Origin of the sequence: Streptomyces sp. NBC_00425, from assembly GCF_036030735.1 — a bacterium.
In the GTDB taxonomy this organism is placed as follows: Bacteria; Actinomycetota; Actinomycetes; order Streptomycetales; family Streptomycetaceae; genus Streptomyces.
Genome location: NZ_CP107928.1, coordinates 1,301,822 through 1,327,262, shown reverse-complemented (window position 1 = coordinate 1,327,262; position 25,441 = coordinate 1,301,822). Strand labels below are relative to the sequence as shown.

At 74.3% G+C, this 25,441-nt stretch carries 16 protein-coding genes and 1 pseudogene; 7 read left to right on the top strand and 10 right to left on the bottom strand.

Annotation, left to right across the window (positions count from 1 at the left end; translation table 11 throughout):
* Window position 1: 1 nt before the first annotated feature.
* From OHS82_RS05745 to OHS82_RS05735, 3 genes are all read right to left on the bottom strand, one after another.
* Entirely contained in the window at window positions 2-2,224 is a 2,223-nt protein-coding gene (locus OHS82_RS05745) for an NHLP family bacteriocin export ABC transporter peptidase/permease/ATPase subunit (RefSeq protein ID WP_057577463.1), read from the bottom strand.
* Window positions 2,221-3,027, bottom strand: coding sequence for an HlyD family efflux transporter periplasmic adaptor subunit (locus OHS82_RS05740; RefSeq protein ID WP_057577460.1), 807 nt, complete (start codon window positions 3,025-3,027; stop codon window positions 2,221-2,223). Before OHS82_RS05740 ends, OHS82_RS05745 begins: the two co-directional genes overlap by 4 nt.
* Before the next feature lie 85 nt (window positions 3,028-3,112).
* Complete coding sequence (locus OHS82_RS05735; protein WP_057577458.1) at window positions 3,113-3,328, bottom strand: hypothetical protein; 216 nt, start codon at window positions 3,326-3,328, stop codon at window positions 3,113-3,115.
* 981 nt (window positions 3,329-4,309) lie between these two features.
* Between OHS82_RS05735 and OHS82_RS05730 the strand changes: the two genes are divergently transcribed.
* Entirely contained in the window at window positions 4,310-5,842 is a 1,533-nt protein-coding gene (locus OHS82_RS05730; protein ID WP_328433410.1) for a S1 family peptidase, read from the top strand.
* A gap of 84 nt (window positions 5,843-5,926) precedes the next feature.
* Here the strand turns inward: OHS82_RS05730 and OHS82_RS05725 are convergent, their stop codons facing one another.
* Window positions 5,927-8,032: a SpoIIE family protein phosphatase gene (locus tag OHS82_RS05725; RefSeq protein WP_199863747.1), complete on the bottom strand. Its 2,106-nt coding sequence runs from the start codon at window positions 8,030-8,032 to the stop codon at window positions 5,927-5,929.
* Between the two features lie 159 nt (window positions 8,033-8,191).
* Between OHS82_RS05725 and OHS82_RS05720 the strand changes: the two are divergent.
* Window positions 8,192-8,878: pseudogene (locus OHS82_RS05720) on the top strand (LuxR C-terminal-related transcriptional regulator); the annotation flags it as partial.
* On the opposite strand, the gene OHS82_RS05715 reads toward OHS82_RS05720, so the two are convergent.
* The 4 genes from OHS82_RS05715 to lanKC form a co-directional block, all read right to left on the bottom strand.
* Window positions 8,792-10,933, bottom strand: a complete 2,142-nt coding sequence (locus OHS82_RS05715) for an ABC transporter ATP-binding protein (RefSeq protein ID WP_328433409.1) — start codon at window positions 10,931-10,933, stop codon at window positions 8,792-8,794. The pseudogene OHS82_RS05720 and the gene OHS82_RS05715 sit on opposite strands and share 87 nt — an antisense overlap.
* Window positions 10,930-12,705 carry an ABC transporter ATP-binding protein gene (locus OHS82_RS05710; RefSeq protein WP_328433408.1) on the bottom strand — a complete coding sequence of 592 codons (1,776 nt, stop codon included), beginning with the start codon at window positions 12,703-12,705 and terminating at the stop codon, window positions 10,930-10,932. Before OHS82_RS05710 ends, OHS82_RS05715 begins: the two co-directional genes overlap by 4 nt.
* 163 nt (window positions 12,706-12,868) lie before the next feature.
* Window positions 12,869-12,985, bottom strand: coding sequence for a SapB/AmfS family lanthipeptide (locus OHS82_RS05705; RefSeq protein WP_054233519.1), 117 nt, complete (start codon window positions 12,983-12,985; stop codon window positions 12,869-12,871).
* Between the two features lie 82 nt (window positions 12,986-13,067).
* Window positions 13,068-15,728: a class III lanthionine synthetase LanKC gene (gene lanKC, locus OHS82_RS05700; protein WP_328433407.1), complete on the bottom strand. Its 2,661-nt coding sequence runs from the start codon at window positions 15,726-15,728 to the stop codon at window positions 13,068-13,070.
* 218 nt (window positions 15,729-15,946) lie between these two features.
* Here lanKC and OHS82_RS05695 point away from each other — a divergent pair, with 218 nt between their 5' ends.
* From OHS82_RS05695 to OHS82_RS05685, 3 genes are read left to right on the top strand one after another with little or no spacing between them, the layout of a single operon-like run.
* Complete coding sequence (locus OHS82_RS05695) at window positions 15,947-18,391, top strand: SpoIIE family protein phosphatase (RefSeq protein WP_328433406.1); 2,445 nt, start codon at window positions 15,947-15,949, stop codon at window positions 18,389-18,391.
* A 54-nt stretch (window positions 18,392-18,445) separates the two neighbouring features.
* Window positions 18,446-18,814 (top strand): DUF6479 family protein, encoded by a 369-nt coding sequence (locus OHS82_RS05690; protein ID WP_199863743.1) that lies wholly within the window; start codon window positions 18,446-18,448, stop codon window positions 18,812-18,814.
* Window positions 18,815-18,851: 37 nt separating this feature from the next.
* Window positions 18,852-19,031, top strand: coding sequence for a hypothetical protein (locus OHS82_RS05685; RefSeq protein WP_057577447.1), 180 nt, complete (start codon window positions 18,852-18,854; stop codon window positions 19,029-19,031).
* A 267-nt stretch (window positions 19,032-19,298) separates the two neighbouring features.
* Here the strand turns inward: OHS82_RS05685 and OHS82_RS05680 are convergent, their stop codons facing one another.
* Complete coding sequence (locus OHS82_RS05680) at window positions 19,299-21,269, bottom strand: glycosyltransferase (protein WP_328433405.1); 1,971 nt, start codon at window positions 21,267-21,269, stop codon at window positions 19,299-19,301.
* A gap of 128 nt (window positions 21,270-21,397) precedes the next feature.
* Between OHS82_RS05680 and OHS82_RS05675 the strand changes: the two genes are divergently transcribed.
* Window positions 21,398-21,898 (top strand): metallophosphoesterase family protein, encoded by a 501-nt coding sequence (locus OHS82_RS05675; protein WP_057577445.1) that lies wholly within the window; start codon window positions 21,398-21,400, stop codon window positions 21,896-21,898.
* A 270-nt stretch (window positions 21,899-22,168) separates the two neighbouring features.
* Here OHS82_RS05675 and OHS82_RS05670 read toward each other — a convergent pair whose 3' ends face one another.
* Window positions 22,169-23,293 carry an XdhC family protein gene (locus tag OHS82_RS05670; protein ID WP_079041147.1) on the bottom strand — a complete coding sequence of 375 codons (1,125 nt, stop codon included), beginning with the start codon at window positions 23,291-23,293 and terminating at the stop codon, window positions 22,169-22,171.
* 246 nt (window positions 23,294-23,539) lie between these two features.
* On the opposite strand from OHS82_RS05670, the gene OHS82_RS05665 reads away from it, so the two are divergent.
* On the top strand, window positions 23,540-25,411 hold the full coding sequence (locus OHS82_RS05665; protein WP_057577664.1) for a cellulase family glycosylhydrolase: 1,872 nt from the start codon (window positions 23,540-23,542) through the stop codon (window positions 25,409-25,411).
* Window positions 25,412-25,441 lie beyond the last annotated feature (30 nt).

The following is a 25,441-nucleotide window of genomic DNA, read 5'->3' as shown; positions in this document are numbered from 1 at the left end:
GTCATCGCTCCCTGACCAGGGCCGCGTACGAGCCGCCGCGCGCCACCAGTTCCTCGTGCCGACCGCGCTCCACGACCGTGCCGTGCCGGAGCACGACGATCTCGTCGCTGTCGCGCACCGTGCTCAGCCGGTGGGCGATCACCACGCACGCACAGCCGCGTCGGCGCAGGTTGTCCATGACCGTCTGCTCGGTCTCCGCGTCCAGTGCGCTGGTCACCTCGTCCAGCACCAGGATGCTGGGCCGGCGCACCAGCGCCCGCGCGATCTCGAGCCGTTGGCGCTGCCCGCCGGAGAAGTTGCGGCCGTCCTGCTCCACCCTGCTGCGGATGCCGCCGGGCCTGCGCAGGACGACGTCGAGGAGCGCCGCGTCGCGCAGGGCGTCCTCGATCGCGTCGTCGGGGATCGACGGGTCCCACAGCGCCACGTTGTCGCGGACCGACCCCTCGAACAGGAACACCTCCTGGTCGACGAAGGAGACGGACGAGGCCAGCGCCCCCCGCGGGATGTCCTCCAGCCGCTGCCCGTCGATCCGGATCACGCCCTCCCAGGGCGCGTACAGGCCCGAGATGAGCCGCGAGACCGTCGACTTGCCGCTGCCCGAGCCGCCCACCAGCGCCACCTGCTGCCCGGGCCCGACGGTCAGGTCGAAGCCGGTCAGCAGCGGCTTGTCCAGCGGGCTGTAGCCGAACGAGATGTTCTCCAGCTCGACGTGACCGCGCAGCCGGCGCGTGGAGCCGGCGCCCTCGCGGCGGTCGTAGAGCGGGTCGGCGCGGAAGTTCTCCACATCCTTCAGCCGGGCCACGTCCGCGGCGAAGTCCTGGATCCGGCCCGCCACGCCGTTGAGCCGGGTCAGCGGCGCGGTGAAGCGGGTGACCAGTGCCTGGAAGGCGACCAGCAGACCCACCGAGACATGGCCCTCGATCGCGCGCATCCCGCCGATCCACAGGATCAGCGCGCTGTTGAGCGTCGCGAGCGTCGGCGCCACCACGCCCAGCCAGGCGCTCGGCACCCCGAGCCGCTGCTGCTCCTCCAGGGTGGTCGCGTGCTGACCGGCCCACTTGCGGAAGTAGCCGTCCTCGCCGCCGGTCGCCTTCATCGTCTCGATCAACTGCAGCCCGGTGTACGCCGTGTTGGTGAGCCTCGCGTTGTCCGCGCGCAGCTTCGCCGTCCGGGTCGCCCGCATCCGGACGACGATCCGCATGGCGACGATGTTCAGCAGCGCCACCCCGACGCCGACGTACGTCAACTGCGGGTCGTACGAGTAGAGGAGAAAGGCGTACAGGACGACGACCACCGCGTCCACGCCCGCCGACGCCAGATCGCGGGCCAGGGTCTCGGCGACGGCGTCGTTCGACTGCAGGCGCTGGACCAGGTCGGCCGGGCTGCGCTGGGAGAAGAAGGTCACCGGCAGCCGCAGCAGATGCCGCAGGAAGCGGGCGCTGGACAACGTCGAGGAGATGATCCGGCCGTGGTGGAGGTTGGCCTGCTGGAGCCAGGTCAGCGCGACCGTGAGCGCCACGCACGTGCCCATCGACGCGAACAGCACTCCCAGCAGCGAGGTCTGACCGCCGATCAGGAACGTGTCGATCCAGGTCCGGCTCAGCGCCGGCACCGCCGCCCCGACCAGAACCAGCAGCAGGCTCGCCAGCACGGCGGCCGGCAGGGTGCCCGCGGTGCCGCGCAGCCGGGCCGGCATCGCGCCCAGCACACCGGGTCTGCGCCCGCCCCGCTCGAAGTCCGCACCCGGCTCCAGCACCAGCACGACACCCGTGAAGCTGCCGTCGAAGTCCTCCATGGGCACGAACCGCCGGCCCTTGCCGGGGTCGTTGACGAACACGCCGCGCCGGCCGAAGCGCCGGCCCAGGCCCTCGTGGACGACGTAGTGGTTGAACTCCCAGAAGAGGATCGCCGGCGTGCCGACACCGGCGAGCGCGGCCAGGTCCATCTGCATGCCCTTGGCCGTCAGCCCGTAACTGCGGGCCGCTTTCAGCAGGTTGCTCGCGCGCGAACCGTCCCGGGAGACCCCGCACGCGATGCGCAGCTCCTCCAGCGGGACGTGCCGGCCGTAGTGGGCGAGCACCATGGCGAGGGAGGCGGCCCCGCACTCCACGGCCTCCATCTGCAGCACCGTGGGCGTGCGGACGGTCTTCACCCGGCTCTTGGGGACCGGACGCCGGGGCGGCGCGGCCCGCCGTCGGCCACGGGTCTGATCTGCGGCGGTCACGGGAGCAGCCAATCGAGGGGATGCTGGTCGGCCAGCCGGATCGAGCCCGTGGCCATGGTCATGGAGGCGAGACCGTAGGGCGGGCCGCCCGCGGACGACCACCGGTACCCGCTCTCGGTCTCCGAGGACTTCTCGAGGCGGACCAGCACCGCCACCGGGCGGCCCTCCTCGGTGAACTGCTCGCCCAGCTGGCTGTCGCCGAGGAACGCGGCGATCTGCTGCGCCGACTGGGCCGTGCGGTCCACCGACTTGACCCGGCCGCGCAGCACTCCGTACCGCTGGGACGGCACGGTCTGCACGGTGAGGTCCACGGCCGCGTCCCGTGGGATCGAGGCCGCGTTCTCCGCAGGGACGTACACCGTGGCGTACAGCGGATCGTCGGCGCCGGCGACCTTCTCGACGGCTGCCACGTTCGCGCCGGTGGAGATGATCTGTCCGATGGAGGCGGCGAGCGCGGTGATGCGGCCCGCGGCGACCGTCCGCACCACGGTGGTCCCCTCGGGGGTCCGCACCTTGAGCACGGGGGCCTCGGCGGGCAGCCGCTCGCCCTCTTTCGCGAGGACGGCGGTGACCTGGCCGGCGGCGGGGCTCTGCAGGAGGTAGCTGCCCTCGCCGTGGGTGAGGACGGCGGGTGCGTCCACGGTGGACGTGACCGACCCGGTCACCGCCCACACGGACGCGGCCGCCAGGACGACCACCGTCACGGACAGCACCAGCCAGCCCTGCGGGCGTGCGAAACGCACCGGCAGGTCGAGTTCCTCCGGTGACTGGAGCTTGGCGAGGGCCTGTTGGCGGAACTGCACAGGGCTTCCCTGGGGTGTCTTCGCGCACCGACGAGTCCCGGAGCCGGGTGACGGCTCCGGGACTCAAAGGGTCACAAGGGCGCGATCAGAGACCGGCGACCAGGTTGGTGACCGGGGCGGTGCTCAGGCCGGTGACGCCCTCGACGGTGCCGACGGCGGTGTCGACCAGGGACGAGACGGGGGCGATGCCGTCCACCAGGCCGGTGACGGTGCCGAGGGCGTTCAGGGCCAGACCGCCGGAGACGTTGTCCAGCTCGGCGTCGGAGATCTCGACGGTCTCAACCTGGGGGGTGGAGTTCATGGGGGGACTTCCCTTCACATGGGTATTCATAAGGGGGAGCGGCCCCCTCTGGGGGACAGACGACGGCCGCGAACGCCGGCGCCGGGCCCCCGTCTCCGGAAGACCGCGGCGGCCTGCGGTGCGTTGGACTAAAGCAGCTCCATGGCTCGGACATCCAATCAATCACCGCTCTCACCTGGGCACTTGCGTCACAGGAGCGTCAAACCGTGCAGGTGCGGCCACGCCTTGGAGCCGACTTCTTCACACCTCGGACGGGATTCGCTCGGATGAGCGCCCGGCATCCTCACGGCGAATCCGACACTCCGTCCCCAAAGGCCCGGCCGGGGCCGCGCAGATGTGCAGAACCCATTGCGACGGTGACCTGCTTGGGCATGCGCTGTGCAGATTTCCCGAAGCGGGGATTCCACCGCCCGTCCTCGACGCAGAGTCGCCGTGCGGCTGCGGAACGTGGGTGCTTCCGGTCGTCGGTGAGGCGTCGGATCCGGCCACGGTGTGCGGATCCGGCCGACGTCTCAGCGCGCCTGACGCGCCGTCGGACACCGCGTCGCACCCACCGTCCGGGCTCCCCGCGGGCCACGGCGTCGATCGCCGGCCCCGGGTCCGCGGCACCCGTGAACGCTCACCGCCGTCGTCCCTCCGGCGCCCGGTGCGAGCGCCGTTGACCAGTGACGAAGCGGAACGAGCGGGTCCTTGTCGGGGGCCGGGGCGCAGAGGCCCGGCGGGAGCGCCGGGGGAGCGAAACCCCTGGAAAGGATCTTGTCGGTTTCGGTGGTCGTCATCGCGATATGGGCGACAGCTCCCCGGCTCGCGCGGCCGGGCGCGGGTCATGGCCGATTCAGCGTTTCGCAAAGGAAGTTGGCAATCGCGATTGAACGCCCCGGGCGCCGCCTGCGTACCCATGGCCAACCAGGCGCCGCTGTACGGATGTACGGAGCTGCCGCACCGGCAGTCAGACCCCGTCCCCCCAGGAGGTCGAGTTTTTTGAGTCACAAGCGAGTTACGAAGCGCAAGGCCATCATCGCGGCAGGCGGTGTGGCGGCCCTCGGAGCGGCGGCCATCCTGCTTCCCCAGGCCAACGCCTCCCAGGACGGCGGCACAACCGGAGCCGCCTCGGTGAAGACCCTGAAGGCGGGCGACGCCTCGGACCTCGCGTCCCAGCTCGAGAAGCTGCTCGGTGACGCCTTCGCCGGCTCGTACTACGACGACGCCGGCAAGCAACTGGTCGTCAACGTCGTGAACGTCTCCGGCGACAAGAACAACGTCGTCGCGCAGGCCGAGAAGGCGGGCGCCAAGGTCCGCGAGGTGGAGAACAGCAAGGCCGAACTCGAGGCGGCCGCGAAGACGCTGAAGACGAAGGCGACCGTCCCCGGCACCTCCTGGGCCGTCGACCCGAGGACGAACAAGATCCTCGTCACCGCCGACTCCACGGTCACCGGCAAGAAGTGGGACCGGATCGACTCGACCGTGCAGTCCCTCGGCTCGAGCATGGCGACCATCAAGAAGTCGGCCGGCACCCTCAAGCCGCTCGTCTCCGGCGGAGACGCGATATTCGGCGGCGGGGCGCGCTGCTCCCTCGGCTTCAACGTGACGGCGGGCGACGGCTCCCCGGCGTTCCTGACGGCAGGTCACTGCGGTGTCGCGGCCAAGCAGTGGTCCGACTCCGAGACCGGCCAGCCGATCGCCACCGTCGACCAGGCGACCTTCCCGGGCGACGGCGACTTCGCTCTTGTGAAGTACGACGACGCGAACACCCAGGCGCCCAGCGAGGTCAACACCGGTCAGCAGAAGGTCGCGATCAGCCAGGCGGCCGAGGCGACCGTCGGCACGCAGGTCTTCCGGATGGGCAGCACGACCGGCCTCAAGGACGGTCAGGTGCTCGGTCTCGACGCCACGGTGAACTACCCCGAGGGCACCGTCACCGGCCTCATCCAGACCGACGTCTGCGCCGAGCCCGGAGACAGCGGCGGCTCGCTCTTCACCCAGGACGGTCAGGCGATCGGTCTGACGTCCGGCGGAAGCGGTGACTGCACGGTCGGCGGCGAGACCTTCTTCCAGCCGGTGACCACCGCTCTGGCGGCGGTCGGCGCGACGCTCGGCGACGGCGGCGTCGGCGCCGGTGACGCGGTCGGCGGCGGCGAGGCGGGCGCCGGTGCGGTGGACGCGAACGGCGACGGCATCGACGACAACACCGGTGAGGCGATCCAGGGCGGCGGCGAGGCCGGTGCCGGTGCGGTGGACGCGAACGGCGACGGCATCGACGACAACACCGGTGAGGCGATCCAGGGCGGCGGCGAGGCCGGTGCCGGTGCGGTGGACGCGAACGGCGACGGCATCGACGACAACACCGGTGAGGCCATCCAGGGCGGCGGCGAGGCTGCCGACGGCGGCGTGGACCAGAACGGCGGCAAGCAGAACCAGAACGGCGGCAAGCAGAACAACCGCCAGAACCAGAACCAGAACCAGAACCAGAACGACAACGGCCAGGACGGCTCGGGTGTGACCGAGTCGCACTGACACAGCGCCATCCGAACGGTCCGGTCCTCCAGCGAGGGCCGGACCGTCGGCGTCTTGCCCGGCGTCTCCCCGGGCGACGTCCGCTCAGCCGTCCGGCCGGGCCCGCAGGAGCAGCAGGGCCACGTCGTCGATCCGGTCCTCGGCCTGCGCATAGCGCCCCACCAGTTCGTCGGCCAGCTCCTCCAGCGGGCGGTCACCGTGCTCGGCGAGCCGCCGCCCCAGCTCGGCCACCGCGTCCTCGATGTCCACCCCGGGCTTCTCGATGAGCCCGTCCGTGTACAGGGCGAGGACGCAGCCGGGGGAGAGATCCACCTCCGTCGTCGGGTACGTCGCCGAGGCGTCGATGCCCAGCAGCGGCCCGCCCGCCAGGTCCAGCACCCGGACCCGCCCGTTCGCACGGCGCAGCAGCGGCGGGGGATGACCGGCCCGGGCCATGACCGCCCGGCCGCCCGCAGGGTCGAGCCGCAGGTACAGACAGCTCGCCAGCAGGTCGGAGCCGAGGTCGATCAGCAGCCGGTTGGTGCTGCGCATGACCTCCGCCGGCTCCTGGCCCACCGTCGTGTAGGCGCGGACGGCGGTGCGCAGCTGCCCCATGAGACCGGCCGCCGTCACGTTGTGTCCCTGCACGTCGCCGATCACGGCCGCCGCGAGCGGCGGCGAGGGCACCAGGTCGTAGAAGTCCCCGCCGATCTCCATGCCACGCGTCGCGGGCAGATAGCGGGCGGTCGCCTCGACACCGGCCAGCCTCGGCAGGGACGGCGGCAGCAGCGCCGCCTGCAGTCCGTGCGCCAGCCGGTGCTTGGTGTCGTACAGCAGGGCGCGGTCCAGGGCCTGCGCGATCAGTCCTGCCAGGCTGGTCAGCACCGCGCGCTCGTGCGTGGAGAACGGGTGCGGCTCGGCGTAGGCCAGCACACAGGCGCCCACCGGACGGCCGGAGGCGATCAGCGGCAGATAGGCCCAGGAGCCGAATCCCTCGGCGGTGACGGGCCGGGCCGGGTACAGGCGTTGCAGCTGCTGCGGAGAGTCGAAGAACGCCGGCACACCGTGGGAGACGGCGCGCGCGCCCGGCGTCGGGGCGGTCAGCGACATCCCGTCGAACTGCTCCACCGCGGCCGGGTCGGGATATCCGTGGTGCCCGAGCACACGCAGCCGGCCCGCCCGCGCGCCGAGCAGTGCCAGCGCCTTGCTGCCCACCGCCGGCGCGATCTCGTCCGCCACCATCCCGACGACGTCCTGCACGCTCACGGTCTCGGTGAGCGCCCCGGCCAGACTCAGCGCCTGCGACATCGACACCAGCCGGGTCGGTGCGTCCCCGGAGCGGGCCCCGGCCGGCCCCATCTGCGACACGGACCGGGCCCGGCTGATCCGCACGCTGATGCCGGTGGTGCTCGGATACAGACGGAACGACAGCCATTCGGAGGGCGGGCGCAGCGCGACGAAGGAGGTGGCGTCCTGACCGATCAGCGCGGCCCGGTAGCGCTCCTCGTACATGGGATCGTTGAGCCACGGCACGGCCGCCCACAACTGCGAGCCCAGCAGCCCGCTCACCGGCACGCCGAGCATCTCGGCGGCGGCGCCGTTCGCGAACCCCACCCGCCCCCTCAGATCCAGCGAGCACATCCCGTACGGCAGCCGGGACACCATCCGCGCCGCCTCCACGGTGCCCAGCGTGTCGGAGACCCCGCCCACCGGGCCGGAGTCCAGGACGTCCGATTCGGCCCGCACCGCGAGATTCCGCGCCGCCGCGCGCTCCAGCCGCAGGGCGAGCCGCTCGCAGGCCGACGTCAGCTCCCTCCGCTCCCGTTCGGACAGCTCCGGCGGGTGGGAGCCGGGCCAGGTGACGAAGACCGCGCCGTAGGCCCGGGTCCCGGTGGCCACGGGCAGCGCGGCCAGTGCGAAGGGGTACGGCAGGACGACCGCGATGCGCGGATACCGCCGGGCCATCTCCTCCTCCCCGCCCACCCACACCAGCCGGCGTTCGCGCACCGCTTCGGCGACCGGGATCGGCGCGCTCAGGCCGACGCGCTCCCAGGGCGCGGCGAAGGACCGGGGCAGCCCCGCCATCACCGCCATCTCCAGGACCGTCCCGTCGCCCGGCCGCAGGTACACGGCTCCGGAGTGCGCGCCGACGGCGTCCATCATCGAGGTGAGCGCGAGGGAGAGCAGCGGCTGGCCGCCCGGCGCCCACATGGCCGCCGGCGCCTGGCCGGACGTCTGCTCGGGCACGGCGACCACCTCCTCGCCCGGTGTCGCGCGGGTGTCCGGCTCCAAATCTGCCCTCTGACGGCGCGACGCGCACGGCGAACGGACCCCGGGAGCTGCTGTTCCGTACCCCGTCGAGCCGGCCCCATGCCCCCTCGGTCGAAGCGCGCGACGGCGTATGACCGCCCCGTGTGCGCCCCCGCGCACCCTGATGGCCGGATCTTCGTGCCCGCGAAGCGGTCCCGGAGCCCAACAATGGGCACGCGTTCACCACCACGAGCCGGCGTACGGCGAGCTGAAGGGGCGGCAGTGATCCGGGTACTTCTGGTGCACGACGCGTGTCTGGTCAGATCGGTCCTCTCGCAGTGGCTGTCCAGGGAGCCCGATCTGCGGGTCGAGGACACTCCGTGGCGCAGCGCGCCGGGCCGGGTCGGGGCGGTCCGGCCGGACGTGTGCGCGGCGGATCTCGACTGCTCGGACACGTACGGCATCCCGCCGCTGGGCGACCTGTGCCCGCGCGGCGGCGGGACGCCGTCGCCGCGGCTGCTGGTCCTGGCCAGTGCGCACCGGCCGGGCCTGCTGAAACGGGCGCTGGAGGCGGGGGCGCTCGGGTACGTCGACAAGGCGGGCACGCCGGAGCAACTGCTGCGGGGTATCCGCAGGGTCGCTCAGGGGGAACGTTTCGTCACCGACTCGCTGGGGTTCGGCTTCCTCAAGGCCGCCGAGATGCCGCTGACCCGTCGGGAGTTAAGCGTGCTGACCCTCGCCGCCGAGGGCGCCTCCGTCGCGGAGATCGCCGGGAGTCTGCACCTGTCCCACGGGACCGTGCGCAACTACATGGCGGCGATCACCCGCAAGACCGGCGCCCGCAACCGCGTCGACGCCATCCGCATCTCGCAGGGGCAGGGCTGGCTGTGACGCCCGTCCGCCGTTCGCGGTCGTCCCGGCGTCCGTGGCGGCCGTCCAGCCGCCGACCAGGTCACGGTAGAGGGGAGAGCGGCGCAGCACCTCGTCGTGCGTCCCGTACGTCGTGCGCGGACCGTCCATGACCAGCACCCGTTCGGCGCGCAGGACCGAGCTGACGCGGTGGGCGACGACGACCAGGGTGCCGCCCGGCCGGGCCGCGAACGCCCGCTCGGCGCGCGCCTCGGCCTCCGGGTCCAGATGACAGGTCGCCTCGTCCAGGAGGGCGAGCGGGGCGGACGACAGGTACGCGCGCGTCAGCGCGATCAGCTGGCGCTCGCCCGCCGACAGCGCCGCCGGGTCGATCCGTGCCGCCGGCCCGCCCAGCGCGTCCATCAGCGGGGCCAGCCCGACCGCGGAGGCGGCGGCCAGCATCTCCTCCTCGGGCACGTGGTCCGGTCGAAGGTGCCCGAGGTTCTCACCGAGGGTGCCCCCGAACACGTACGCCTCCTGAGGGATGAGCACGCGCCGCGCGGCGGCCTGGGCGCCCGGCACCGGCCGGCCGCAGATCCGGATCGCGCCGCCCACGGGTGTCAGCAGCCCGGCGACCAGTGCGGTCAGCGTCGACTTCCCGACCCCGCTCGGACCTGCCACGGCCAGATGCGCCCCGGCGGGCAGACTCAGCGTGAGGCCGTCGACGACGGGTGCGGAGGCGGGTCCGTAGGCGAAGGAGAGGGCGTCCAGCGAAAGAGCGGCGGCCGGCGGGCCGGGGGACGAGCCGTTCGCCGGGCGGTCGGACGGGGTGGGCACGGGCCGGCCCTGGGCGGTGCGGGGGCGGGTCGGGGTGCGAGGCGGGATCGTGGGTGCGGTCCGGCCGGGGGCCGGTGCGGCGCCCGCCCGACCGTGGGAGGAGTCCTCGCCCTCCGGGGCGGCCGGCGGGGAGGCCGGCGGACCGACCCGCGGGGCCGGCATCGGGCCAGGGTGCGGGGTGCGAGCGGGGGGCGCCGGGTCGGTGCCCTCGACGGGGGGCGCGCCGGTCCCCTCCTCGGGTGCCGTCAAACGGCGCAGGACGACGGCGAGGCGGGAGCCGCTCGTGCCCAGACCGTGGATGAGGCCGGTCAGCGCCGGGAGCAGGGACTGCGTCACATAGGCGAGGGCGCCGACCAGCGCTCCGGGGGTGACGCCGTGGGCCAGGAGCCAGGGCGCGCCGGCCAGCAGCAGGACCAGGGGGAGGTGGCCGCCCAGCGCGAGGCAGACCACGCGGGCCACGCCCCACCGGGCCAGGGCGCGTGCCGCGCGCAGCTCGGCGTCGACCAGGGCGGCCGTGTCGGCGGCGATCCGGTCCTCCGCACCGGCCGCCGTGACGTCCCGCAGCCCCGGGCAGACGGCGCCCAGGCTCTTCGCCAGCGCCTCGTCCGCGCCGAGATACGCCTCCTGCCGTCGCGCCAGCGGACCGAGGGTCACCGCGAACAGCGCCACCCCGGCGGCCAGCGGCGGCGCGACGACCAGCAGCAGCGGCGGCGCGAGCGAGCTCAGACCGGCCAGCGCGCCGACGGAGGTGAACACGAACGAGCGGGAGACCATGATCAGCCCGGCGAAGGCGTCCCGGGCGATCTCCACCTGCTGGGTGAGGCCCGAGAGCGCCCCTCGGTCCGCCTCGCGCACCCCCCGCTCCACCACCCCGGCGACCAGCCCGTCCCGGAGCGGTTCGACCAGCGCCGCTACCGCGCCGTACACCCGCGCGGTGCCGTACGCGCCCACGAGCACCCCGAGCCCGGCGGTTCCCAGCCACCACAGCCCCACATCGGCGCGTCCGGCGAGGAAACCGTCGTCCAGGGCCTTGGCCAGGGCGTATCCGAGCAGGAAGGTCTGGCCGGCCTCCAGCACCGACCACCCGGCGAGCCGCACCAGCGCCCACCGCCGCCTCGCCAGGAACCGGCCCGCGTGCACCGTGAGCCCGCGCCGCCCGCCCCGTGCGGCGCTCATCGGCCCCCCTCCCGGCCTTCGCCGCCGGCGGGCCGCGCGCCGGTCCCGGTCCTCGCTTCGGCCGCCGGGTCGCCCGCCGCGCCGAAGACCGCCCGGTACTCCGGCAGCTGCCACAGCTCCCGGTGGGCGCCCACGGCGCGGACGCGGCCGCCGTCCAGCCAGGCCACCCGGTCGGCGCGGGCTGCCGTGCCGGCGCGATGGGCGGTGACGAGCCGGGTGGCGCCCGTCGCCGGGCCGAACACGACGTCCGTGACCTGGCGTTCGGTGATCGTGTCGAGGCTGGAGAGGGCGTCGTCGAGGATGAGGAGCCGGCCGCCGTGCGCGAACGCGCGGGCCAGGCCGAGGCGTTGGGCCTCGCCGCCGGAGTGCGGGGCGTCGGCGCAGAGCGTGGCGTAGCCGTGGGGCAGGCGGCGGACGAAGTCGTCCGCGCGGGCCGTGCGGGCGGCCTCGCGGACCAGGGCGGGGGAGGGGGCGCGGCCGGGGGCGCTCAGTGCGAGGGTGTCCTCGACGGTCGCGCCCAGCAGGGCCGGGCGGTCGAAGGCCTGGGCGATCTCCGCCCGCAGAGCGGACCGGGGGAGGTCGGGCAGCGGGACGCCGTCCAGCAGGACCTCACCGGCGTCCGGGTCGGCGAGCCGGCCCGCCAACGCGGCCAGCAGGGACTTGCCCGCGCCCGAGCGGCCCACCAGCGCCAGGGTCGTCCCGCCCGGCACGACCAGGTCGACGCCGTCCAGGACCGTACGGCCGCCGCGGCGGGCGCTCACCCCGCGGAACTCCAGCCGGCCCGGACCGTCCGGCGGGAGACGGCGGTCGCCGTAGGCCGGAGCGGGCTCGGCCAGGACTTCGCCCAGACGGGCGGCGGCCGCACGGGACCGGGCCAGGCCGGACAGCCGGCCCACCAGCACGCCGACGCCGGTCGCCAGCACGGCGTAGCGCGACGCGGCGAGCACGTCGCCCGGCGACAGCCGGTGCCGGGTGAGCAGCAGTCCGGCCACGGCGACGACGCCGAGGTGCAGCAGCGGCGCCACCGTCACGGCCTGCGCCGCCGCCCGGCCCTGCACCCGCCACATGCGCCGGCCCGCCTGCGACAGCTCGGGCAGCGGGCGCAGGACGCGTGCCGTGTCGCGGGCCTGCGTGCCGGCCGCGCGGATCGTGCGGGCGCCGTCGATCGCCTGGGCGAGCGCGTCGGCGATCCGCCCCTGCGCCCGCTGGTAGCCGGCCGCGGCCGCCGAGGTGTCGCGGGCGAGCGCCCTCAGCAGCAGGGCCAGGAGCGGCGCGCCGGTGAGGAACACGGCCGCGAGCCACGGGTCGAGGACGGCGAGCGCCGCGACCGCCCCGACGGGTCCGGCGAGCGCGGCCAGCAGCGCGGCCCGGGCGGCGGGGCCCGCACCGGCCTGCGCGGCGCTGCCGACCACCCGCGCCACGAGGTCGCCGGCCCCGAAGCGGACGGCGACCCGCGGGCCGGCGGCGAGGACGTGCCCGGTGACCCTGCGGCGCAGGAAGGCGGTGCTGCGGGCGTCGAGCGTGCCGCCGAGGACGGTCTCGCACGCGTCCAGCAGGGTCAGCAGCAGCACCAGGGCCCCGCAGTACAGCACCCAGCGGGTCGCGGGGGCGTGGGCGAGCAACAGGTCGAGGGCCCGGCCGAGGGCGGCCGGCAGGAGCAGCCCGGCGCCCGTCGCCATGACGCCGAGCAGCACCAGGGCCGTGCAACGCGAGCCGCTGTGCCGGGCCGCCGCGCCGAGCAGCCCGTCATCGGTGGTCCGGTCGGTCGGCATGCTGCTCCCGTGCGTTCTCGGGGACTCGCGGACTCGGGGTCTCGGGGTCTCGGGGAAGACCGGACCCCGGACGGCCCGTCCCTCGTGGGGGAGCGGGCCGCCCGGGGCGGTCAGCACGACGACGTCTGCGAACGCGTCGTGCGTGCCGTGCGGGTCACGCCCGTCAGAGACAGAGCAGGACGCTCGCCGCGCTGATGCACGACAGCAGACTGACGGTGCTGTTGCCGCCGCCGCCGGTGTGCTCGTCGGATTCCATCGTCTGCAGGTCGAGAAGGGCCATGGGGTGTCCTTTCGTCGGTTGGATGGCTGCGTCCCGTGGGGACGGGTTGCGTCACGACTCCGTCATGCGTCGAGGAGCCGCGTCATGAGGGCCGCCGGTGCGGCGGCGGAAGGAACGGCAGGTGGGCGCCGGGGCCCGAGCCGTCCGCGTCGAGGGCGGCGGACAGGGCGAGCAGACAGCCCGCGGTGCCCGTGCCGAGGTCCATGGAGAGCCGCATCATCTGGTGCCCGGGGAAGGCGAGCTGGCCCTGGTAGGGCATCGCGAACCAGCCCAGCGCGGCGATCTGTTCGTCGAGCCGTGCCCGGGTCGCGCCGGGTCCGATGGTGCGGGCGAGGTGCAGGATCATGCCGGCGCGGCCCTGGAAGAGACCGGGCTGCGCGTAGAAGCGGGAGGTGGCCGCGGTGCGGATGCCGGCCCGGGCCCGCGCGAACTCCGCTCCGGCGTCCGGGTCATGGGTCACGAGGTCGTCGAGCACCATGCCCACGCCCACGCTGCCGTCTCCCAGATAGGGCAGGGTCCGCCAGCCCTCGTCGACCTCCACCGCGCCTCCCTCCCGCTCCGCGCAGCACGCCAGGTCCCGGCGCAGCGCGACGCCCGCCGCCGCCAGCTGCTCCCGGTCGCCGGTCTCCTCGTACCGGCGGAGCAGGAACAGGGCGGGCCCGCTCGCGCCCCGCAGCAGCCCGGCCCGCCGTCGCCCCGTCGTGTCGGGCACCGGTTCGGCGAGCCGCCGTACGACGATGTCGGCGGCCTCGGCCGCCCGCTCGCGCAGCTCCGCCTCACCGGTGCGGCGGGCCAGGCCGTCGAGGACGAGCCCCAGCCCCGCCAGGCCCCCGTGCAGGTCCGAGGACAGGTTCTGCCACCGCTCGCGCAGGATGCCGTCGATCAGGTCCAGCGCCCGCCCGCGGTGTCCCAGCAGGTCCAGCACATGGGCGACGCCCGCGAGCCCGTCGTACAGCCCGAGCGGGGTTCCGGTCGGCGGCGGGGCCGTGCGGTCGAGGAGCCAGCGTTCGCCCTCCTCGTGACGCTCCGCGCCGGTCGCCGCCAGCGCGTACAGGACGCCGGCCGCGCCGTGCGCCAGGCCGAGCCCGCCGCCGTCGGAGAACTGGGCGACGTCCCCGGGATAGAGCCGGTCGGCGCGGTCCGGGGTGGCGGAGGCGAGGATCGCCTTGACCATCGAGTCACGGCTGTGCGGCCAGTCGCCGGGCTCCACCCGGAAGGCCGGCGCGGACGGCACGCGCGTGACCCGCCCGGCGGTCCGGGTCCCGTTCTCCGTGTCGTCCGGGGCGGCGTGCGTGTCGTCCCGGACGGACCGGGTGATCTCCGCCACCGCCTCGTCCAGGAACTCCGGCGGGACGTCCGGGAACTGCTCCGCGATCACCTCCGCCAGATGGGCCGCCTTGCCCCGGTCCACCACGAACAGCGTGGTGACGGGCAGGAACAGGGCGAGCCGCAGACAGGCCAGCGCATAGCGGTCCACGTCGGCGCCCCGGCGGTCGGGCGGTGCGAAGAACCCGGGGTGCGCCACGACCTGGCGGCCGTTGTGGCCGACCGGGGCCGCCGCCTCGAAGTCGATCAGGCACACCGACTCCTCGTCGGGCGCGACCATGATGTTGAAGACGTGCAGGTCGTTGAAGACGATCCCGCGCTCGTGGACCGTCTCCACGGCACGCTCCACCGCCCGGTGCACACGCACCGCCCACGCCGTGTACGCGGCGACGGCCGCCGGATCCGGGTCGGGGGCGAGCAGCGGATGCCGTTCGGCGAAGAAGGAGTTGAGGGGCCGGCCCGGCACCAGGTCCATGACCAGGAAGCGGTGGTCGCCCAGGGTGAACCAGTCCCGCACCTCGGGCGCCGCACCCGTGCCGGCCAGCGCCTCCAGGGCCTCCTTCTCCCGCTCCAGCCGCGATATCGCGTCCGCGCCGTCCGAGGCCAGCCCGGCGTGCGGCCGGCCCTCCTTCAGCACCACGGCGCGCCCGTCGCGGGTGTCGACGCCCCGGTACACCCCGCCGCCGTTGGAGAAGTGCAGCGCCTTGTCGATGCGGTACGGCAGATCGCCCACCGTCGTCGTGTTGCGGGCCGCGAGATGCGGTTCCAGGAACGCGGGCAGCGTCACCCACCCGGGGGTCTGGAAGGAGGGCGCCCGCCGGTCCGGGACCAGGGTCCCCGACCCGTCGCGCACCGCCGGCACGAGCGAGCCGCGGTCGTCGACGACGTACATGCGCGCGAACGCGCCGTAGCGGACGTACAGCGGGCCGTCGTGCCAGCGCAGATCGGTGAGGATGTACGGCCCCTCGAAGCCCTCCAGCAGCGTGCCCAGCTCCCGCAGGATCTCGTGCAGCTGCTCCTCGTCGCGTGGGTACACCGTGACGAACTTGCCGCTGGTGTCGCGGCCGGCGTACTTGGTGTTGCGCAGGTGCAGCAGGTGCGGCCCCGGCACGAACTTGAAGGGGACGCGGTGCGCGACGCAGTAGTCCCACACGATCGCCGCGATCCGCTCCGCGTTCCGCCGGGTGGCCGAGGCGTGGATCTTCCAGCCCTGGGCCGGGCCCGCCGCCGGGCTCCCGTCGGCGTCGAGCGGCGTCATCGTCAGCCAGTCGCCGACGCGCGCCGAGGACCAGCCGCCCGGGACCGGTCGGCGCGCCGTGTCGAACAGCGGAGCCGCGACCCCGTCGGCGGCCAGCCGGTCGGGCGTCTCGTAGAAGTGAGCGTCCGCCAGCGCGTACACCTCGTACCGCTTGTCCATGCGTCCCCCTTCGTGGCCCGGCCATGAGACTCGCAAGCCGGGCGGGGGCGCGGACAGTCACCGCTGTCACGAGAACACCGTGCGGAACGCATGCGTAAAGACATGTTCGGTCCGTTTCGAGCACAGCCGGGCGCGCGGCCCTCGCGATGCCCCTCACGGGATTCGCGAAACGGTTCCAGGGGCTGCGCGCCGGCTGCATTAGCGCTGTAATTGCGGACGTGGTCAGTGAGGGTGCCGCGGAGCGCAGAAAGGGACCTCTGCGTGTCGAGACGGCCCTCAAGACGGTCACCGCCGATCCCGTCTCGCCCCAACGGGTGCGCCGCACCCTCGAACAGGCGCTCGTCTACGCCGGCGCGGCCCTCGCCGCCGTCTACACGCCCGCGCCGGAGGCCGGTCTGCTCTGTCTGGCCGAGTCGGCGGGCGTGCCGAGGACCCTGTACGGACTGCGCGAGAGCTACCCCCTCGACGGAGGCTCGCCGGCCGCCGACGCCCATCGCACCGGGCGGGCGGTGTGGCTCGGCCCGCAGGAGGTCGCCGAGTGCTCGGACGCCCGGCGGATGCCCGCCGGCGACGTCCATCTGGCCGCCCTGCCCGTCCGTGACGGCGCGGGCGGCTGTCTGCTCGCCGTCAGCGAGCGCCCCGGCGGTTTCGACGCCGAGGACCGCGCCTGCCTGGAACTCGTCGCCGACGCCGTCGCCCTGCCCGCGCCGACCGCCCGCGCCGAGGGCGAGGCACTCCTCGCGGGCGGCTTCAGCCTGGCCATGGACACCGGGCGGGTCGAGGTGGGCGACGCGATCCTGGAGCTGTTCGCGATGGACCGGGCCGAGTTCGACGGCCGGGTGGAGACGCTCCTCGGGCGCACCGTCCCCGAGGACCTGCCCGCGCTGATGTCCGTGGTCGAGGCCGACCACATGTCGATCGGCGACCGCGAGCTGGAGTTCCGGGTGCTCCAGCCCGCCGGGCCGCCGAAGTGGCTCAGACTGCACGGCCGGCTGCTGCCCGGCGGCGACGGCCGCCCCGCACGGCTGGAGGGCACCGTCGCCGACGCCTCCACGCTGCGCGCGGAGATCACCGACGTCGCCCGCGTCCAGCGTCTGGCCGCCGCGCTCGCCACCGCCGGCACGGTCCGCGACGTCAGCCAGGCCGTCGTCGCCGCCCTGCGCAAGCCGCTGCGGGCCGACCGGATCGCCCTCGCCGAGCTGGAGAACGAGCGGCTCGTGGTCACCGTCCTCGACCCGCCCGAACCCGACTCGTGGCCCGAGCTGTGGCAGCTGGAGTGGCGCAGCGAATGGCCCGACGCGCCCGTGCGCGCCATGCCCACGCTCGCCGCCGCGCTGCGCGAGGGCCGGGCCCGGATCTGGCCCGCCGGCACCGCCCTGGAACCGGCGCTCGCCGAGGTCGGCCCCGGCGGCCTCGCCGTGCTGCCGCTGTCCGCCGGCGGCCGGATGGCCGGCGCCTGCCTCATCGGCTGGGACGCGCCGCACGACTTCGGCCCCGACGAGCGCGCCCTGCTCACCGCCTCCGCAGGCCTCGCGGGGCAGGCCCTGATGCGCGCCCACGCCTTCGACGCCGAGCACGAGCTCGTCGGCATGCTCCAGCGCCAGCTGCTCCCGCGCCGGCTGCCCGACCTCCCCGGCGGGTTCGCGGTCGCCCGTTATCTGCCCGCCACCGCGGGCCTGGAGGTCGGCGGCGACTGGTACGACGTGATCCGGATGCCCGACCACCACGTCGCCCTCGTCATCGGCGACGTCCAGGGCCACAGCGCCGCCGCGGCGACCCTCATGGGCCAGATGCGCACGGCCCTGCGCGCCTACGCGGCCGAGGGCCACCCGCCGGACGTGGTGGTCTCGCACGCCAACCGGCTGCTCATGGAGCTGGAGACCGACCTCTTCGTCACCTGCTGCTATGTCGACGTCGACATGGAGGACGGCACCGCCTGGTGCGTACGGGCCGGGCACCCGCCGCCCGTCCTGCGTCACCCGGACGGGTCGGCCGAGGTCGCCGACGCGGACGGCGGCCCGCCCCTCGGGATCCTGACGCAGGCCGAGTTCCCGATGACCCCGCTGCGGCTCACGCCGGGCGCCGTCCTCGCCCTCACCACGGACGGGCTCGTGGAGTCCGCCGACCTCGACATCGGGACCGGCCTGGACCGTCTCGCCCACGGGCTGTCCGTCGCCGACCCCGCCCAGCTCGGTCCCGTCGCCGACGCACTGCTCGGCGGCGCCCACCGCGGTGACGACGTCGCGCTGCTCCTGCTGCGCTACGACGGCATGGCGGTCAAACCCCGGCGCGAGGGCTGGACGGTGTGGCGGGTGCCCGAGGCGGCCCGGCACGCCCGCCGCTTCACCCGGCGCAGCCTGCGGGGCTGGGGCGTCGCCGACACCGCCATGGACGCGGCGCTGCTCGTCGTCTCCGAGCTCGTCACCAACGCGCTGGTGCACACCGACGGACCGGTCCGCCTGGACTTCACCCTCATCGACCGCCGGCTCCGGGTGGCCGTCACCGACGCCTCGCCCCGCACGCCGTTCCAGCCGACCGACCCGGGCTGGGAGGCCACCGGAGGGCGCGGCATCCTCCTGGTGGAGGCCGTGTCCGACAGCTGGGGGACGGTGCCCGTCAGCGGCGGGAAACAGGTCTGGAGCGAGCTGCTGCTGCAGCGCTGAACAGTCGGCCGGACGGCCACGTGTCCCGGACGGCGGACAGGGTACCCGCCGCCCATGGACACCTTCGCCTCCGCATACCTCGCGGCATCCGGAAGGTCCGCACTGGCCTCCGTAGCGTTCATCGTCGTCGGGATCGTCCTGGTCGGCGGGCTGATCTTCGCCTTCCGTCTCGGGTTCAAGATCCGGCGCCGGGAGTCCGCGCCGCCGCAGCCGCACGAGCAGCCCCGGATGCCCGCGTCGGGCCCGACCCACGAGAGCCGTTCGCGTGAACCCAACGAGATGCCGCGTGCGGCCGACGGCGAGCGCCTCACCCCGCACGAGCTGCGGCCCACCGGCAGCCGGGACAGCGCCGACGGCGGCAGGCCCCGCTGGGACCAGGGCACGGGCGGCTCGTTCGGCAGCGGAGGCCCGGGCGCTCGCTGAAGCCGCCCCGACGGGGCGTCGTGACACAAGAAGGGTGATGAACGTCGTGACCTCGCACCTCAAGGGGGAACCCGCCGTCCGCCGGCCCGAGACGGGCTGGGCCAGGGCGCGCCGCACACGCCGCGGCTCCGCCGCACCGCGCACCTGCCTGCCGGCGGTGGCCGCACCCGGGACGCAGCCCGACCCGGCGGGCAACATCGTCAGGGGAGAAGACTGACCGGCCCTTGCGCGCGCCCGACCCGGTCTCGCGCATGACCGAGCGGCCCTTGCGCGCGTCTGACCGGCTCGCGCGCACGTCTGACCGGCTCGCGCGCACGCCCACCGGCTCCCGCGGCACGTCTGGCCGGCTCGCGCCCATGACTGAGCCGCCTCCGCGGAGGGGACCCGGCTCGCCGCCCATGGCGTCCCCCTGACCAGCGCCGACACCGACCGGTGCCCCGCGCGGCCGCCGACCGTCGGCCCGCGTCTGCGTCACCGGCGGTCTTTACCGGCGTCGTCGACGCGACGGCCTCGTCGTCACGCCCCCGCCGGCGGTGAGGCGGCCGAGCGCCCGGTACATCACCCGTCGCACCCGGCGGGCGGTGCGGCGTACGCCGCCGGGCTGCGGCGCCGGCACCACGAGGATGCCGTCCGGGGCGACGTGCAGGGCGAAGGGCAGCGGATGGAAACGCGCCCCTGCCGTGTCCGGCGTCAGGCACACCGTCGCGAGCCAGGTCCGGCCCGCCAGATCGCCCAACGGCAATGCCGCGTCCAGCCGGCCGCCCTGAGCGAGCGTCCCGAGGATCTCGTGGGAGCTTCCTTTCGCCCCCGTCAGCCGCAGCAGGGCCGCGGTGTCCTCGGGCACGTGCAGCGGCAGGACCACTTGGAACCGCTCCCCGTGGTCCCCGCCGAGGGTGACATCGCCCGCCGCGACCCGGCCCAGACCCAGCCGCTCGCTCGCGTGACCGACGTCCAGCGCGAGCCCGGCGTGCCGGTCGGTCCAGTAGGGCAGCACCACTCGGTCCGCGACCACCGCGGCGGGCGGGGCCGGACGGCCGTGCCGGGGCGCCGGGCCCAGCCGCAGCTCCTTCGTCCAGCCGCCGAGGCCCACCCTCACCCACACGTCCCACAGGCCCTCGCGGAGCGGGCTGCCGCTGACCGCGGTGGCGGGATCGACGACGGCCGTGCCGCGCAGCAGCAGGCGCACCCGTTTCCCGTCGCCGGCCGGCCCGCGCTCCCGGTCCGTCCGTACCGACTGGAAGTACTGCGCCGCGCCGCCCCGCTCCCGCAGCAGCAGGTCGGGCGAGGCGCGGTCGAAGCGTTCCGCGGTGTCCAGGCCGAGCCAGCGCACCGCATCGGCGACGTCCCGCGGCGGCCACTGCGGACGCTCCCCGGCGGCGGGGAAGGTCATCGGCTCGCCGTCGTGCGTCAGCTCCGCAGCGAAGACGATCCGCAGCAGCCCGCCCCGCCACTCGACGGCCTGCGGCTCGACGGCGAGCCCGACGCCCGCCTCCCACTGCGCGAACGCGACGACGTCGTCGTAGCGCCCGTCGGCGGCCAGCGCCGCGACGACCCGCTGGGCGGGCTGCAGCGCAGCCGCCACGCCCGGCCCGAACCGCTCCACGACGACCCCGTGGATCTCCTCGAACAGCTCCCTGCGGTAGTCCTCGGGCAGGTTCAGGAAGCGCCGGCCGCGCAGCCGTTCGACCATCTCCACCCGCAGCCAGCGCCGGAACAGCCGGTCGCGCAGGGCGCCCGGCTCGGTGTACCGCTCGACGACGTCGAGGGCCTCGCGCAGGTTCTTGTAGTAGCTCACCGGGTCGAACCGCTGGAGGCTCACGTTCTCCGCGTCGTCGCGCCGGACGTGGTAGTAGCAGACGTAGTCGCCGAGCACGGCGACGTTGTCCGCGCGCAGGTACGCCTCGGTGACGAAGACGTGGTCCTCGAGGCGGCGGCGCCCCTCCGGGAAGCGCAGACCGGTCCGGTCGAGGAACGCCCGGCGGAACATCTTGTGCGGGGTGAGACTGTCGATGAGCGGCGCGTTCTCGACGCCGGCGCGCGGGCGGTTCGTGCGGAACAGCTCCACCGGCACCGCGCGCCCTCGGCCGGCCATCTTGCCGACGACGACGTCCGCGTCGTTCGCGACGCCGTAGTCGTACATCCGCTCCAGGGCCGCCGCGCCCAGGTGGTCGTCGGCGTCCACGAACATCACGTACTCGCCCCGGGCGGCGTCGATGCCGACGTTGCGGGGCTTGCCGGGCCAGCCGGAGTTCTCCTGGTGTATGACGCGGACGCGGGGGTCCTCGGCGGCGAGTGCGTCGAGGAGCGCCGGGGTGGCGTCGGTGCAGCCGTCGTCGACGAAGACGATCTCGTAGGCGTCGGGCGGGAGCGACTGCCCGAGCAGCGAGGCGATGCAGTCCTCGATGTAGCGGCCGGGGTTGTAGACCGGGACGATGACGCTGACCTTGACCGGCATCGGGCTCCTGGCCCCTCGTCGGATCGCCTGCCGTGCGGACGGCGGGTGCGTGCAGCCCGATGCTAACCCCGCGGCCGACGCCCCACCTGTCCTGGTTCGTCCTGATCCGCATTTTGTAGTCTGACGCGGTGCGTCTCCTGCTGATGTCTGACACCCACCTGCCCAAGCGTGCCAGGGCGCTCCCCACCCCGCTGCTCGAGGAGATCCCGGACGCGGACCTCGTCGTCCACGCGGGGGACTGGGTCGACGCGGCCACGCTCGACCTGCTGGAGAGCCGCAGCCGTCGGCTGCTCGCCGTGTACGGCAACAACGACGGGCCCGAGCTGCGCGCCCGGCTGCCCGAGGTCGCCCGCGCCGAACTGGGCGGACTGCGGTTCGGGGTGATCCACGAGACGGGACCGGCCCAGGGCCGGGAGACCCGCTGCGCGGCCCGCTTCCCCGACCTGGACGTCCTGGTCTTCGGGCACAGCCACATCCCCTGGGACACCGTGGCCCCCGGCGGCCTGCGCCTGCTCAATCCGGGCTCCCCGACCGACCGCCGCCGGCAGCCGCACTGCACCTACCTGACGGCCACCGCGGCCGGCGGCCGGCTCACGGACGTCGTCCTGCACCGGTTGCCGCCGCGCTGAGCGCGCTGGCGCGCCCGGGGGAGGCGCGGGGGCCTCACGGACGAACCGGGCCGCTTCCGGCCGATGCGGTCGGAGGCGGCCCGGAACTTGCGAGTGTGCGTTGCGTCAACGGGCCTCCTTCCACAGGGGGACGACCAAAGGACATGCATGCGTGTCCGTTGTGGGCGGGTACCCACTCGCGGGCCTCCCTACACACCGCCGGCCCGGTGAATCCCGGGACGCTGGGTCGCTCACGGGCGGACCGGGCGGCTTTCGGCCGGTGCGGCCGGACTACCGGGCGGGCGGCGACTGGCCGCCCGCCGGAGGGTGGACGGGCCCGGCCGTCGCCGTCAGCGGGGCGCCGCTGCCGCCCCATCGCAGCGCGACGATCTCGGCCGCCACCGACACGGCGACCTCCTCGGGCGTTCGGGCTCCCAGGTCCAGCCCGACCGGCGAGCGCAGCCGCGACAGCTCGGCGTCGGTGACCCCGGCCTCCAACAGCAGCGCACGGCGTTCGTCGTGGGTGCGGCGGCTGCCCATCGCCCCGACGTAGGCGGCCGGCCGGCGCAGGGCCGCCGCCAGCAGCGGCACGTCGAACTTCGGGTCGTGGGTCAGCACGCAGATCACCGTGCGCCCGTCGGTCCGCGTGCCGCCGAGGTACCGGTGCGGCCAGTCCACGACCACCTCGACGCCCGCCGGGAAGCGTGCCGGCGTGGCGAAGGCGGGGCGGGCGTCGCAGACGGTGACCCGGTAGCCGAGGAAGTCGCCGATGCGGGCCACGGCGGCCGCGTAGTCGATCGCGCCGAACACCAGCATGCGCGGCGGCGGGGCGAAGGACTGCAGGAACACCGAGACGGCGTCCTCCCGCCGCCGGCCGTGCGGTCCGTAGTGCCGCAGTCCGGTGGCGCCGAGCGCCAGCCCTCCGCGCGCGTCGGCGGTGACGGCCGCGTCCAGTCCGGCGGAGCCCAGCGTGCCGGCGGTTCGGTCCGGCCAGACGGCGAGCACGGCTCCGGGGGGCGCGGGGCCGTCGGTGACCGTGGCCACGATCACCGGTTCGCCCGCGGCGACCGACCGGGCGACCGCCCCGAAGGACGGGTCGAGGTCCGGGGTCACCGGACGCACCAGCAGGGTGAGCTCGCCGCCACAGGTCAGCCCGACGGCGAAGGCGTCGTCGTCGCTGTATCCGAAGGTCGCCGGCCGGGCGGTCCCGTCCGCCAGGACCTCCTGGGCCAGCTCGAACACCGCGCCCTCCACGCAGCCCCCGGACACACTGCCGACGACCTCGCCGCCGGGGCCCACCGCCATGGCGGCGCCCGGCGCGCGCGGCGCGCTGCCGCGGACGGCGACCACGGTGGCCAGCCCGAAGGGCGCACCGGCCGCGTACCACCCGTTCAGCACCGGGAGAATCTCACGCACGATTGCACGGTATGCCGTCGCCGCGCTGTCCGCCGTTCCGCCGGCCGACCGCAGGGGCGTGGCGGACCGCGGCGGTCCTCCCCGGCGCGCCCCCGAGTGCCTCCGCGCGGACGGCAAACCGCCGAACCCCCAGGAATACCTGGTGCACATGACCTGCATGGTGGCCAACTGGGCTTGCTGTGCAGGAACTTACTCAGGGGTCAGAATGTATTGACGGTGTACGGAAATCGCCGGACTGTAGTGGACATGCCGAATATCCGGGCACGTCTGCTCGCTGTTCTGGTGGTCCTCTGCGGACTCTGCGGCTTCCTGACGGCGGCGGGCGCCTCGCCCGCCGCCGCGGACGCCACGCTCCCCGGCTCGCTCCCCTTCGACGGCACGGCGCTCACCGTGTCCAACGGCCGTTTCGTCGACGGCAACGGCCGCGAGGTCGTGCTGCGCGGATACAACGTCTCCGGCGAGACCAAGCTCGACGAGAACAAGGGCCTGCCCTTCGCCTCGGTCGCCGACGCCAGGAAGTCGGCGGCCGCGCTGCGCGCCCTCGGCGGTGGCAACTCCGTGCGCTTCCTGCTCTCCTGGGCCTACGCCGAGCCCGTGCGCGGCAAGGTCGACACCGTCTACCTCGCCGCCGCCACCGAGCAGATGCGCGCCTTCCTCGACGCCGGCATCCGCGTCTACCCCGACTTCCACCAGGACCTCTACTCCCGCCACCTGTTCAACCAGGGCAGCTGGTACACCGGCGACGGCGCCCCCAAGTGGGCCGTGGACCTCGGCGGTTACCCCGCGGAATCCTGCGGCATCTGCTTCTTCTGGGGCCAGAACATCACCCAGAACGGGGCGGTGAAGGCCGCCCAGTACGACTTCTGGCACAACGCCCGCGGCGTCCAGGACAACTTCCTCGCCACCGCCGAGCAGACCATGGCGTACGTCAGACAGCACCTGAGCGCCGAGGAGTTCGCCGGCGTCGTCGGATTCGACCCCTACAACGAGCCCTACGCCGGGACCTACGACTCCGGTCAGACCAGCCGCGCCTGGGAACGCGACCTTCTGTGGCCCTTCTACGTGAAGTTCCGGGCCCGGATGGACGCGGCCGGCTGGCAGGACAAACCCGCCTTCGTCGAGCCGAACATGTTCTGGAACGGCAACATCGACTCCCAGCGGCAGGAGGGCGGACTCCTCGACGTGGGCACGCTCGGCTCCCGCTATGTCTTCAACACCCACTTCTACGACCAGAAGGCCATCTCCGGGATCCTGATGTGGGGCAAGGCGGCGGACGGCCAGTACGTCACCGACTTCGGCGCCGTCCGCGACCGGGCCGCGGCGACCGGGACCACGGCCGTCGTCAGCGAGTTCGGCCATCCGCTGGCCGGCAACGTCTCCGACAAGGCGCCGACCGTCCTCAAGGCCATGTACCAGGCGCTCGACTCCCGGGTGAAGGGCTCCGGTTGGTGGACGACCCCGGCCGTCTCCGGCCCGGTCCTCTCCGGCAGCCAGTGGCAGTGGGACATCTACTGGGGCCGCCATCACGAGCTGATGAACGGCAACCCCGACAAGGTGCTCACCGGCGGCGACGCCTGGAACGACGAGGACCTGTCGGCCGTGCGCCTCGACGACTCCGGCAACGCCACGCTCCGCCAGGACGCGCGACTCCTCGACCGGGTCTACCCGAGCGCCACCTCCGGCACGACCGTCGCCTTCACCTATGAGGACCGCTCCCGCGACGGCTCCACCACCCTCACCTGGAACCCGGTCCCCAGCTCCCTGCCCACCACGAAACAGCTCGTCGGCTCCGGCCAGTACGCGCTGCTCGTGTGGCGCTCGGCCGGCGGCGCGGCGCCCACCGAACTGCATCTGCCCGCCTCCTTCCCGACCGCCACGACCACCGTCGTCTCCGACCTCGGCGCCGTGTACGCGCCCCCCGCCTACACGGCCACCACGAAGATCGCGGCGGCCGTCGAACCAGGCGGCACGGGCAGCAGGCGCCTGCTGCTCAGCGCGTCCGACTCGGGCGCGGTGCACTACGCACTGGTCACCAACGGCGCGAGCGCGCCGACCGCGACCCAGCTGGCCGCGGCCCGCACCGAACTGTCGGCGTGGGTGGCCCAGAAGGTCGGGTAGCCGCACCGGCGCGACGAAGGGGTGGGCGGC

What these genes read in the sequence shown, in the direction of transcription:
- OHS82_RS05735 (WP_057577458.1), bottom strand. Translation starts at nt 3,328, where the DNA reads ATGAACTCCACCCCCCAGGTTGAGACCGTCGAGATCTCCGACGCCGAG.
- OHS82_RS05725 (WP_199863747.1), bottom strand. Translation starts at nt 8,032, where the DNA reads ATGTGGGCGCCGGGCGGCCAGCCGCTGCTCTCCCTCGCGCTCACCTCG.
- OHS82_RS05715 (WP_328433409.1), bottom strand. Translation starts at nt 10,933, where the DNA reads ATGAGCGCCGCACGGGGCGGGCGGCGCGGGCTCACGGTGCACGCGGGC.
- OHS82_RS05710 (WP_328433408.1), bottom strand. Translation starts at nt 12,705, where the DNA reads ATGCCGACCGACCGGACCACCGATGACGGGCTGCTCGGCGCGGCGGCC.
- OHS82_RS05705 (WP_054233519.1), bottom strand. Translation starts at nt 12,985, where the DNA reads ATGGCCCTTCTCGACCTGCAGACGATGGAATCCGACGAGCACACCGGC.
- lanKC (WP_328433407.1), bottom strand. Translation starts at nt 15,728, where the DNA reads ATGGACAAGCGGTACGAGGTGTACGCGCTGGCGGACGCTCACTTCTAC.
- OHS82_RS05690 (WP_199863743.1), top strand. Translation starts at nt 18,446, where the DNA reads ATGGACACCTTCGCCTCCGCATACCTCGCGGCATCCGGAAGGTCCGCA.
- OHS82_RS05685 (WP_057577447.1), top strand. Translation starts at nt 18,852, where the DNA reads ATGAACGTCGTGACCTCGCACCTCAAGGGGGAACCCGCCGTCCGCCGG.
- OHS82_RS05680 (WP_328433405.1), bottom strand. Translation starts at nt 21,269, where the DNA reads ATGCCGGTCAAGGTCAGCGTCATCGTCCCGGTCTACAACCCCGGCCGC.
- OHS82_RS05665 (WP_057577664.1), top strand. Translation starts at nt 23,540, where the DNA reads ATGCCGAATATCCGGGCACGTCTGCTCGCTGTTCTGGTGGTCCTCTGC.